General features: G+C 51.7%; 19 protein-coding genes. 17 read left to right on the plus strand and 2 right to left on the minus strand.

Annotated features, from left to right (window positions below; genetic code table 11):
* A partial coding sequence (locus AVS7_RS11365; protein ID WP_020228516.1) for a phage integrase N-terminal SAM-like domain-containing protein occupies positions 1 to 622 on the minus strand: 622 nt, incomplete at its 3' end.
* A 119-nt stretch (positions 623 to 741) separates the two neighbouring features.
* On the opposite strand from AVS7_RS11365, the gene AVS7_RS24380 reads away from it, so the two are divergent.
* The 14 genes from AVS7_RS24380 (at position 742) to AVS7_RS23745 (ending at position 8589) form a co-directional block, all read left to right on the plus strand.
* Positions 742 to 1596 carry a hypothetical protein gene (locus AVS7_RS24380; RefSeq protein ID WP_024001390.1) on the plus strand — a complete coding sequence of 285 codons (855 nt, stop codon included), beginning with the start codon at positions 742 to 744 and terminating at the stop codon, positions 1594 to 1596.
* A 67-nt stretch (positions 1597 to 1663) separates the two neighbouring features.
* A complete protein-coding gene (locus AVS7_RS23710) occupies positions 1664 to 1963 on the plus strand; it encodes a DUF1010 domain-containing protein (RefSeq protein ID WP_234450005.1) in 300 nt (99 codons plus the stop codon).
* Complete coding sequence (locus tag AVS7_RS11370; protein ID WP_001424636.1) at positions 1911 to 2708, plus strand: ANT(3'')-Ia family aminoglycoside nucleotidyltransferase AadA13; 798 nt, start codon at positions 1911 to 1913, stop codon at positions 2706 to 2708. Before AVS7_RS23710 ends, AVS7_RS11370 begins: the two co-directional genes overlap by 53 nt.
* Positions 2709 to 2788: 80 nt before the next feature.
* Positions 2789 to 3079 (plus strand): DUF1010 domain-containing protein, encoded by a 291-nt coding sequence (locus AVS7_RS24385; protein ID WP_144425085.1) that lies wholly within the window; start codon positions 2789 to 2791, stop codon positions 3077 to 3079.
* 36 nt (positions 3080 to 3115) lie between these two features.
* Positions 3116 to 3805 carry an alpha/beta hydrolase gene (locus tag AVS7_RS24390; protein ID WP_144425086.1) on the plus strand — a complete coding sequence of 230 codons (690 nt, stop codon included), beginning with the start codon at positions 3116 to 3118 and terminating at the stop codon, positions 3803 to 3805.
* A gap of 71 nt (positions 3806 to 3876) precedes the next feature.
* On the plus strand, positions 3877 to 4161 hold the full coding sequence (locus tag AVS7_RS23715) for a DUF1010 domain-containing protein (RefSeq protein WP_082176458.1): 285 nt from the start codon (positions 3877 to 3879) through the stop codon (positions 4159 to 4161).
* A gap of 22 nt (positions 4162 to 4183) precedes the next feature.
* Complete coding sequence (locus AVS7_RS23720; protein WP_024001391.1) at positions 4184 to 4570, plus strand: DUF4375 domain-containing protein; 387 nt, start codon at positions 4184 to 4186, stop codon at positions 4568 to 4570.
* Positions 4571 to 4648: 78 nt separating this feature from the next.
* The gene (locus AVS7_RS24395) at positions 4649 to 5047 is read left to right on the plus strand and encodes a hypothetical protein (RefSeq protein ID WP_024001392.1); all 399 of its coding nucleotides are present in this window, start codon (positions 4649 to 4651) and stop codon (positions 5045 to 5047) included.
* The gene (locus tag AVS7_RS24400; protein ID WP_144425087.1) at positions 5025 to 5696 is read left to right on the plus strand and encodes a hypothetical protein; all 672 of its coding nucleotides are present in this window, start codon (positions 5025 to 5027) and stop codon (positions 5694 to 5696) included. Before AVS7_RS24395 ends, AVS7_RS24400 begins: the two co-directional genes overlap by 23 nt.
* 82 nt (positions 5697 to 5778) lie before the next feature.
* Positions 5779 to 6468: an HNH endonuclease gene (locus tag AVS7_RS23725; RefSeq protein ID WP_082176460.1), complete on the plus strand. Its 690-nt coding sequence runs from the start codon at positions 5779 to 5781 to the stop codon at positions 6466 to 6468.
* 92 nt (positions 6469 to 6560) lie between these two features.
* Positions 6561 to 6860, plus strand: coding sequence for a DUF1010 domain-containing protein (locus tag AVS7_RS23730; RefSeq protein ID WP_082176462.1), 300 nt, complete (start codon positions 6561 to 6563; stop codon positions 6858 to 6860).
* Positions 6861 to 6876: 16 nt separating this feature from the next.
* On the plus strand, positions 6877 to 7176 hold the full coding sequence (locus AVS7_RS23735) for a DUF1010 domain-containing protein (protein ID WP_024001397.1): 300 nt from the start codon (positions 6877 to 6879) through the stop codon (positions 7174 to 7176).
* Between the two features lie 14 nt (positions 7177 to 7190).
* Positions 7191 to 7880, plus strand: a complete 690-nt coding sequence (locus AVS7_RS23740) for a type II toxin-antitoxin system death-on-curing family toxin (RefSeq protein WP_024001398.1) — start codon at positions 7191 to 7193, stop codon at positions 7878 to 7880.
* Positions 7881 to 8046: 166 nt separating this feature from the next.
* Entirely contained in the window at positions 8047 to 8589 is a 543-nt protein-coding gene (locus AVS7_RS23745) for a hypothetical protein (protein WP_024001399.1), read from the plus strand.
* Positions 8590 to 8764: 175 nt separating this feature from the next.
* On the opposite strand, the gene AVS7_RS23750 is transcribed toward AVS7_RS23745, so the two are convergent.
* Positions 8765 to 9493, minus strand: a complete 729-nt coding sequence (locus AVS7_RS23750) for a GlxA family transcriptional regulator (protein ID WP_024001400.1) — start codon at positions 9491 to 9493, stop codon at positions 8765 to 8767.
* Here AVS7_RS23750 and AVS7_RS23755 point away from each other — a divergent pair.
* The 3 genes from AVS7_RS23755 to AVS7_RS23760 are packed head-to-tail and all read left to right on the plus strand — an operon-like array spanning position 9471 to position 10545.
* On the plus strand, positions 9471 to 9650 hold the full coding sequence (locus AVS7_RS23755) for a DUF1010 domain-containing protein (RefSeq protein WP_144425088.1): 180 nt from the start codon (positions 9471 to 9473) through the stop codon (positions 9648 to 9650). The genes AVS7_RS23750 and AVS7_RS23755 overlap by 23 nt on opposite strands.
* Before the next feature lie 40 nt (positions 9651 to 9690).
* Complete coding sequence (locus AVS7_RS24405) at positions 9691 to 10209, plus strand: hypothetical protein (protein ID WP_144425089.1); 519 nt, start codon at positions 9691 to 9693, stop codon at positions 10207 to 10209.
* 51 nt (positions 10210 to 10260) lie between these two features.
* Complete coding sequence (locus tag AVS7_RS23760; RefSeq protein WP_144425090.1) at positions 10261 to 10545, plus strand: DUF1010 domain-containing protein; 285 nt, start codon at positions 10261 to 10263, stop codon at positions 10543 to 10545.
* The last annotated feature ends 180 nt before the right edge of the window (positions 10546 to 10725 follow it).

The raw sequence follows: 10725 nt of genomic DNA on the forward strand, positions 1-10725 counted from the left end.
CCGCCACATCCTTTTCATGCAAGGCTCGCGCTTTTTGCAACTGCGCCTGCAAGGGGGCTATCAGGTTCTCGGGCAGCACTGTGATGCGATCCTTGTTGCCCTTGCCCTCGCGCACGATGATTTCGCGCCTCGCAAACTCCACGTCCTTCACGCGCAGACGCACTGCCTCCATCAGCCGCATGCCCGTGCCATACAGCAGTTGCGCCACCAGCCCCGCCGTGCCATCCACGTGCAACAGCAACTCACGCACCTCGCTGGGCGTCAATACCACCGGCAAACGGCGGGGCCGCTTGGCCTGCACCACTTCATCGAGCCAGGGCAATTCGATCTGCAGCACCTGCTTATACAGATACAGAATCGCCGCCTTGGCCTGGTTCTGCGTGGATGCCGACACCTGCCTGTCCAGCGCCAGATGGCTCAAAAACGCTTCCACCTCCACTGCGCCCATGTCCTGTGGGTGCCGCTTGCCATGAAACAGAATGAAGCGACGCGCCCAGTCAATATAGGCTTCTTCCGTGCGAATGCTGTAATGCCGCGTGCGCAGGTGAATGCGCATGCGCTCCAGCAGCTTGGGCTGGCGGGCAGGGTCTGCCGGAGTGGGGATCGCGGCGTTGTCATGCATCCGCAGAATTTTAGGTTTGACTAAACGGATGCATCTTCGTACTTTTCCTATTGGCGATGTAACATGTGCTTGTACTATCCGACAGCGCCGCGTGGTGCAGTTGTCGTCTATTTCTAGTTATGTTCGGCGAACAGCTTGCTAATCAAATAAATTCACCTATGCTCAAAATAAATAAAACAACCAAATTTACCTGGATGCTTTGCGCAACCATCCTTCTCTCCGCATGTGGCGATCCATATGCAAAAAAAATCAACAATAAATTAACCCCATCTGAAGCCGAAAAAATTGCCAAATCCTTGCCAAATAGCGATGGAGATTTATTTTTGAGGTGGTCTCAAAGAAATTCCCTCGGGGAACGTTTTGGAGGAGAAGGAACGGTCTATACCGTTAGAGACGCCATAAACACTCAAACAGTATACGAATCCAGAAAAGCCGAAGAATACGAAAAAGAAAAAGAATTCAAGAAAAAACAAGAAAGCGCACGAGAGAAAGAGTTATTAGCACTAAAAGAGAAAAGTTCACAAATTGAAAAAGTAAGACACCTCCGGCAACTTACAGACGCAGAAATAAACAAGGCCATTGACAAGAGAGCCGTTAACTATCGCATAGAACCTCAACTCGATCGATTCAATCGAGAAATTGGATGGCAATGGGTTTTTAACATTGAGATCAAAAACAAAACTGAAGCACCAATCATAGGGCTGGCTGGCTACATAACAATTAAAGATGTATTTGGCGAAAATCTTGGGACATACCCATTCAGTTTTGAATCCGAAATAAATGGCGGTCAAAGCAAAATTCTATCCCTCTATATGCAAGACAATCCACAAAATCAAAATCTTAGAAGGTTAAAATCTGCCACAAAAATATTTCCAGAATGGTTTCTAGAGAGTCTAGCTTTCAGCAATGGTTGGCGCATTGATTTAGAGAGTGTAGAAAAATCCACAAGATCGAGCACAGAAAAGAGCACCTAACTAGTCGTCGCAGCCGACCGCCTACGGCGGCGGCTGAACTCAGAGCGTTAGTCCCATCACCCGCTCTATGCGCGCAGCTACTTATTTCAGCGCTCGGCCCTGTTCCAAAGGCTTTCTAGTCTTTTGGGCCTCCAGCGCTTGCCAGCCAAGCACCACCTGCTATCCTTCTTGCAGCGCTGCGCCGCTTTCGTGGCCCAGCGGTTTTTCTTGGGCTGCGCACGTCTTCAAGGCCGGGCGCTCCCTTTTGGCCTTCGGGTCTAACTCTGCGGTCAAGCGGACGGCTTCGCCGCCGCTTACCTTGGCCGTTAGACATCATGAGGGACTCAGTGACCGCCGAAATTTCGACGCAACTATCCAAGGTGCTTAGTGTTATCGAGCACCATCTGGAACCGACGTTGCTTGCCGTACATTTGTACGGCTCCGCAGTGGATGGCGGCCTGAAGCCATACAGTGATATTGATTTGCTGGTTACTGTGACCGCAAGGCTTGATGACACAACGCGGCGAGCTTTGTTCAACGATCTTTTGGAGGTTTCGGCTTTCCCAGGCGAGAGTGAGATTCTCCGCGCTATAGAAGTCACCATTGTCGTGCACGAAGACATTATGCCGTGGCGTTATCCAGCCAAGCGCGAACTGCAATTTGGAGAATGGCAGCGCAATGACATTCTTGCGGGTATCTTCGAGCCAGCCACGATCGACATCGATCTGGCTATCTTGCTAACGAAAGCGAGAGAACATAGCGTGGCTTTGGTAGGTCCGGCGGCGGAGGAACTCTTTGATCCAGTTCCTGAACAAGATCTAATCAAGGCGCTGAATGAAACCTTGAAGCTATGGAACTCGCAGCCCGACTGGGCCGGCGATGAGCGAAATGTAGTGCTTACGTTGTCCCGCATTTGGTACAGCGCAGCAACTGGTAAAATCGCGCCGAAGGATGTCGCTGCCAACTGGGCAATGGAACATCTACCTGCCCAGCATCAGTCTGTCTTGCTTGAAGCTAGACAGGCTTATCTTGGGCAAGAGGAAGATCGCTCGGTCTTGCGCGCAGATAAGTTGGAAGAATTTATTCACTTCATGAAAAGCGAGATCACCAAGGTGCTCGGCAATGATGTCTAACAATGCGTTCAAGCCGATGCCGCTTCGCGGCACGACTTAACTTCGGCGTTAGCACCACTGAAAACCAATTTATTTAGCCCATGCTTATTCAAACGGCATTCAATTTCTCAAGCGTTGTGCAGCGCTGGGTTTGCCGTTTCTCCGGGCTTCGCCTGCATGGGCTGCGCAGGTTTCCAGTATTTTTGGCCTCTGGCCCTTGTGTAGCAAGCGCAAGCAGCTATTGTTTTGGTAGTGCTGCGCCGCCTCGGTGGCGCTGCGCTTTTTCGCAGTTCGCGCCCGTCGCCAAATTCAGGTTATCTGTTTTGGCTTCTGGCTCTAACATTTCGGTCAAGCCGACCCGCATTCTGCGGTCGGCTTACCTCGCCCGTTAGCCGTCTCAATAACATCCCAGCAAATCAGAGGCATTGATGAATATAGATAAAGTCGATGATGGTTCAGAATCATTCGATGTGTCGGTGCGGAAAGGGAAAGCATCTGCCCCGCTGGTACTTTTTGCAGTTGGCGCAGGGGGAAACCCTGAGCGTCACGTTACGCTTCTGGATACACTGACCGAGTCAGGTTGCACGGTTATCGCGCCGCATTTCTCGCGACTTGCTTCGCCAAGGCCTACGGAGGCTGAATTGACGCTCAGGGCTAGAAGGTTGTGCCTTGCGCTTGATGTTTTCGGCCAGTCTGGCGCGACTGTATCTGGCGTGGGCCACTCAATAGGCGCAGCCATACTTATCGCGTTAACCGGAGGCCAAATGTGGCTGGGACCTAGTCAGCGTGTCAACATCTCAGCAGATGTGCGGTTAAGTCGTCTTGCTCTCCTCGCCCCACCAACCGGGTTTTTCCAAGCACCCAACGCACTCGATGCGGTGCGCCCTCCACTTCAGGTATGGGTCGGTTCTGCGGACAGCATCACGCCCCCTGCACAAAGCGAGTTGCTGACTCAGACAATTCGTGGTTGGCAAACTGTGGATCTCCGCGTCATTGACGGCGCGGGACATTTTTCCTTTATGGATCAATCGCCGCCCAATACCATTGAGCCCCTGCAAAACAAGCAAGCATTTCTTCGCGAGCATTCGAGTGAAATTTGCCGCTTCGTACACGGCTAACAATTCATTCAAGCCGACGCCGCTTTGCGGCGCGGCTTAATTCAGGCGTTAGTCCCTTCATATTCCGCTTTATGCAGGCCAGCATTTATTCCAGCGCTTCGCCAATCTCAAAGGTTTCTCCTTTGGGGTTTTGGCGCTGCGCCGGGCTTCGCCTGTCTGCACTGCGCAAGTTTCAAGCCTTTTTGGCCTCCAGCGCTTGTGCAGTAAGCGCCACCAGCTATCATTCTTGCAGCGCTGCGCCGCTTCCGTGGCGCAGCGCTTTTTCATGGGCCGCGTCCGTCTTCAGGGTTGGGCGCCCCCTTTTGGCCTTCGGGTCTAACTGTTCGTCGCAGCCGACCGCCTACGGCGGCGGCTGAACTCAGGGCGTTAGAGCGCAGCATGCTTCCGTGGAATCTCGAAGACTGGATCACGGACGCCGGGGCAGATGTGCTCGAAAAGCACGACGCCGACGCGTCATCGCTGAGTGCAATTGAGAATGCCGTTTATCAGGTTTGGCTACTGGATACGGAAGCTCGCAACGGTGGCTTGTCGCAGTACTTTTGCAATCACGGTCGGCAACAGTGGGCGGCATGTCAAGCTGCAATCGCCGCTGTTGGGCTGACATCATTCCCGGCATTTGCTCGGGCGCTGAACGCAATCGTTGCCGGAGCCGAAGATCCGTACGCAGCCATCAGACAGCAGGGCGATCCAGCCGAAGATCTCTGGTATGGCTACCAGTCTGCCATCGTGCAAGAGCTCAAGGAGGCGTACAACAGTGCGCTCTAACCCGTCATTACAGCGGACCGCCTACGGCGGCCGCTGAATTCGAACGTTAGAATCATTTTCAATCACCATGGAGAAACAATGAAAGTTCATAGGGTATTTTTTGCATTAGTTATCGCCGGATCTATGAGTGGCTGCGCCACATGGTCGACGAGCAGTATAGACAACAAAGATGTGAGTGCTCAGGAAAGTAGCCAGAATGCCATTTCCAAGAAAACCCCATCACAAATTTATTTAACAGATCAAGACGTAGTTGACCGTCCGTACAAATCACTTGGAGATATTACTGCTACGGTAAATAAAACTACAATTTTTCACTCAAATCCAACGCGCGAAATGGTAAATGAAAAATTGCAAAAAGAAGCGTCTGAATTGGGTGCTGATGCAGTAATTTTAATTCGCTACGGTGACGGTGGAATATCTCTTATGAGCTGGGGCAGCCTGGAGGGTAAAGGCCGTGCAATCAAGTACATTAAGTAATTTTTCTGCACTGTGTGTCGTGATATTTCTGGCGGGATGTGCGACATCCGCACCAGAAATACCACGACAGACTCAACGAGTAGAAGAAATTGGGTATTTGGCTCCGTCACAAAAATCAACGAGTGGAACAGAAAAAACAGCAGCATCGCACACTAAAAAGCCCGCGTTAATCACGAAGCCTATATGGGACAAACTTAGTGAAGCAGAGAAAATTTCCATCACCGCAGATTATGATATAAATATATTATCACCAGATGCATTTGGAATAATAACTGACGTTCAAGGCGCAGACCAATCAACTCCTGGCTCGAACGCAGGCGCTGCTCTTGGTGGTGCAGTCGCAAGTGCCGCATACATCGATAGAGGCTTGAGGGGTAGCAACTATTCAGCAGGTGGCGCTTTGGCCATTGGCCTTCTTGGAGCAGCAATTGGATCAACTATGGATTCAGGTCCATCTTCAAAATTTCAATTCAGATACACAGTAAAACTTGGAGATGGGGAAATTCAGTATTTTGATGAAATTAAATCTACAAGTTTTCGTCATTCAGTTGGTGTCTGTATCTTGATTCCATCTCTAGATCTAATTAGCCAAAAAGTCTGCAACCAAACCTTAGAAAGCATCAGAGAAAAATATATAACTGTGCAGTAACGATTGTCTATTTCTAACTATTCGTCGCAGCCGACCGCCTACGGCGGCGGCTGAACTCAGGGCGTTGGGCCTAAAAGCACCCATGTCATACCAGCAAGCTCTCACCGCAATTTACCCCGAGCTTTCTGAGCCTCAGCAGAGCGTGCTTTCTGCATTGCTCTACGCCCCGCAATGCTCATCATCTTCTGGCCAGCTTTCTCGCCTTCTTGGCATGGCCGTAGTTCAAGTCAACTCCGCCTTGGGGCGTGTTGGCCGTCGATTATTTGAGGTCACTAAAACACACCCAGAAAACCTGCCTGAGGGGGCGTTTGAGTGGTGGCATATGCTCGCTACTGGCGAGCCCACCAAAGAGCTGGGCTTTGTTTGGAAGCTCCGCCCAGAGGCAATTTCAGCCCTGCAAGCCGCGGGGTGTAGTCAGTCAGGCATGGCCTCGGCTCAGGAGATCTCCGACACGCAGCTTATAGAGGGCGCGGTTCGTCGAGTTACGGTCAATGCCTATGAGCGTAATCCCGTCGCACGTAAGCGTTGTATCGCAGCGCATGGTGCCAACTGCGTCATTTGCGGTTTCAACTTTGAGGCTACTTATGGTGCAGCTGCTGCCGGCTATATTCATGTTCACCATGTCACACCACTGGCAGAAATCAATCGCAGCTATGAGGTCAATCCAGTAACTGACCTTGTGCCACTTTGCCCCAATTGCCATGCCGTTGTTCATTTAACAAATCCACCGCAGACCATTGAGCAAGTTAAAAACATGCTTGTCCGGGCCTAGGCCCAACCAGGCGCTCAAGCCGACGTCCATGCCGCCACTTCGTGGCGTCATGGCCGCAGCTTAGCTGGGGCGTTAGTCCCATCATCCGCTTTATGCAGGCCATTATTTATTCCAGGATTTTGCCTTTCTCAAAGGTTTCTCCTTTGGGGTTTAGGCCGCTCCCCAGGCTTCGCCTGCTGGCTTGGCGCAAGTTTCAAGCCTTTTTGGCCTCCAGCGCTTACCAGTCAAGCGCTACCAGCTATCATTTTTGCATCGCTGCGCCGCTTTCGTCGCGCAGCGCTTTTTCGTGGGTCGCGCCCGTCTTCAAGTCCGGGCGCTCCCTTTTGGCCTTCGGGTCTAACTCTGCAGTCAAGCGGACTGGCCTACGGCCAGCCGCTTACTTTGGCCGTTAGTCCCATCACACGCTTTATGCAGGCCGTTATTAACTCCAAGGTTTTGCCTTTCTCAAAGGTTTCTGCTTTGGGGTTTTGGCCGCCCGCCGGGCTTCGCCTGCATACGCTGCGCCAGTTTGCAGCCTTTTTGGCCTCTAGCGCTTGCCAGTCAGGCGCTACCAGCTATAACTCTTGCAGCGCTGTGCCGCTTCAGTGGCGCAGCGCTTTTTCGTGGGCCGCGCCCGTCTTCAAGGCTGGGCGCTCCCTTCTGGCCTTCGGGTCTAACTCTGCACTCAAGCCGACCCGCCTACGGCGGGCGGCTTACCTGGGCCGTTAGATTGTGAGAAACCTATGTGGCCACCTGATGCTGGTACTGTCGAAGAAATTCACCTCGGACTTGCGAAACTCTTCGAATCTGAGAACGACCCCATCTCTCCAGCTGGCGTCAAGTCCCAGCAGATGCTGGAGTCGGCTTGCGAACGGCCAAACACGGGAAGTGGTGATCATTACAAGTACAAGACACTCGATACGAAGCTGGCGGCGCTCTTTCATTCTCTGACAAAGAACCACCCATTTCATAATGGAAATAAACGAACTGCGCTCGTATCCATCCTTACCGCACTTCACAGAAACGACAGGCGCTTGAAGTCAGAAGTGACCGATGACGACATCTACGATTTTGTCGTCGCGGTAACGGCAGACGCCTTCCCGAGAGAGAAGCATGGACTGGATGTGGATGAAGTTGTAATCGAAATTGCGAAGTGGTTCAAAGATAAAACCACTCCGAGGAAAATCACGGCGACGGGTATGAGGGTCAACGACTTTATCGCCAAATGCACTGCGGCGGGAGGTCTTTGCAAAGACGCTCCAAAGGGTGGGTCAATCATTATCTCCTATCAAGGTAAGAGCATTCGCATCAGTCAGGCGACAAGACAGATTGATGGCCCGGTTGTCCGCGAGTACTTGAACAGACTTGGCCTAACTAACGCTCCGGCTAGCATGGGTCGGGATCGGCCTTCGCGATGCTCGGGGTCGGTGTAATCGAAGACCAAACCGAACTGCTCATAAAACCAGTTGCGCCGTGACTTTTTCGAATGCGCATGGATGTCTACTACGATCATTTTTATTATAATCTCAGCAGTGAAAACGTGCTGGTGACTGCCGGCGTTGCTGAAATAAACTTTCAGACGCAGGCTGGGGGGTGTTCATGGAGAGTCGGGGCTTTTTAGGTAAAGCTGGCGAGCTGATTGTGTCTAATGAGGGCGGAATTAAATATGAGAGCCGACTTCCTCTCTGGCTGCGCATTTTCTTATTTCCTTGGGCTTTTCTCTGTATTCCTTTCGTTCTTTTTTATTTGGATAGTGCGAGATCAGTTGACTGGGCAGATCTACCGGTTTTCGAGGTAATTTTTGCGACTTTCGGATTTTTAATCTTTCCTCTCTGCTTCTCGGGACTAATTCTCTGGTTCGTGCTGTTTGGTGCTTCAGTTGACCTGAGGCTGGATTCCAGGTCTCGCGAGGCAACACTTCAGCGGAAATCGCTGTTTCGAAATAATATTACTCGATATCCCCTTGCCGCCCTGCAGATATTCAAGGTCGAGTTAGAGGCTGATTATCCAACTTACGATGCAGCTATTGTCACGTTGAGAATGCCTGATGGTGTTAAGGTAAAGATCGGGTGCTTCTTTCGTGATGAAGAGGCGAAATATTGGGTGAAGCAGATCCGCAAGTGCATCGACGCTGCATCATAAGGTTTATTTTGGAAGGCATGAGAATTGTGAGCAGAATCTCTGCGAGGGCTTTTAGGTGCGCTGCTGTCTTCCCATTGAGCACCTTTTTCGTCGTGAGGCGTTTTTTTGAAATAGATACAGGGATCAGTAGGTCGCTAAAATTCATGGCAATGGCATATCTACTGCTGGGGATAAGTCAACCATTCTGGCGTGCTGCATTTACCATCCCGAAGCTTGACCTATATTGTTGAGGGGACACCCCCAGGCGTCGTCTGAAAACGTCACGCATATGTTGGCCGTCGCGAAATCCGCAGTTCAGTGCAATGGTCTTGAGGGGATTCCTATCATGCTCAAGCAGTCTGCGCGCCGCGTCCAGTCTCGCGAGCTCCACGAACTCCGCGGGGGAGACTTTTGCTTCTCGTGAAAACGCGCGAGAGAAATTTCGTGGACTCATATTTGCAATCTGAGCGAGTGCCTGCACGCCAAGGTCACAGGTGAGATTAGCTAATACATATTGCTGAACTGATCCTGTTGATGATTGCGGATCGAAAAATGGCATCAGGTATGGGCTGAACTGGGACTGGCCACCGGCTCTCTGAGTAAAAACGACCAAGCGTCTCGCTACATTCAGGGAGATGTCCTCCCCAATCTTGTTGTCACCATGCGCCTGTCCGGCCAGCAGCTCGATGCTATTGACGGTCGTCTCGGGCCACTGCTGCACCCACTGGACGATCTCATTCATCAAGTAGGTGCCGATTCGCTGGCCATCCAGCCCCGGCAAATCAAGGAATACCGCCCCTTTCGACATCGAGGTGGAAGTCAACGAGACAGAGTTGAAGTTGCGCGAGTAGCTGCCATCAAATCGCCCTTTGCCACCATCCCGGTACGAAAACTTGGCTGTGATGCGACATGTATCAAGCGCCACCAGCTATCATTCTTGCAGTGCTGCGCCGCTTCCGTGGCCCAGCGCTTTTTGGTGGGCTGCGCCTTGGTCCAAGTCCGTGCGCTCCCTTTTGGCCTTCGGGTCTAACTCTGCGGTCAAGCGGACCCGCATTCTGCGGGCCGCTTACCTTGGCCGTTAGACACCAGCAACGGCCTTTCCCAAACGACAAAGATCTGCAAATGACAAGTACCGTACCGATCATGTCGCAAGACGAAGAACGATTTATGGCTTTCTGTGGCTTGCTTCAATGGACACAAGGCGTCGTACTCCAAGCAACTCGAGTTGCTGCTGCGGAAAAATTATTTTCTGATCGACAAATTGACCATACTAAAGTCGGGGAAGTTCTGCGGTGCGAGCATCATTACTTTGTTGTTGCCGCTTATAAACTAATAGAACATCGGCATTGGGTGAAAGATTTTGGCCTTTGTCAGGATGTCGATTTTTCGGAAATTGATGGATTTCCGATACGTGACATAAAAGACCTGCGCAATATGCGCGAGCACGTCGTCGAGTATTTCCAGGGAAAGGGGCGCGAAAAAACACGATGGGTTGTCGAAACGCCTGAATACAAGGCTGACGCTAGTTCATGCGTAGGCAGCGTTATAGGCGGTCGATTAGATTACGTGAGGTTTGCCCACGCCGCAGAACGGCTGCTTGCCGAGCTAAGGCAATTGCCGCTGCCGTATCCCAGTGTCTAACCCTGCGCTCAGCCGCTTATCTTGGCCGTTAGTCTCTTCATATTCCGCTTTATGCAGGCCCGCATTTGTTCCAGTGTTTCGCCCTTCTCAAGCGTTTATCCGCTGGGGTTTTTGCGCTTGGACGGGCTTCGCCTGCTGGTGCTGCGCCAGTTTCAAGCTTTTTTAGCCTCCAGCGCTTGCCAGTCTTGCGCCAGTAGCTATCGTTCTTGCAGCGCTACGCCGCTTCCGTGGCGCAGCGCTTTTTCATGGGCCGCGCCCGTCTTCATCGCTGGGCGCTCCCTTCTGGCCTTCGGGTCTAACTGTTCGTCGCAGCCGACCGCCTACGGCGGCGGCTGAACTCAGGGCGTTAGGCAATGAAACAAACATGGAGCTTTTACATGAAAAAAATTGAGAATTGCGTAATTTCAGCACCTAAACTGAGCAAAACCGGAAGCATTAAATATGGCTCTGTCACAAATCTGTGTTGATGACCGGCACTCCGATGGCGTCGAGCAAGAGCTGGCGCGGCTTTGCGGC

It is taken from the genome of Acidovorax sp. MR-S7 (genome assembly GCF_000400995.2).
GTDB lineage: Bacteria > Pseudomonadota > Gammaproteobacteria > Burkholderiales > Burkholderiaceae_C > MR-S7.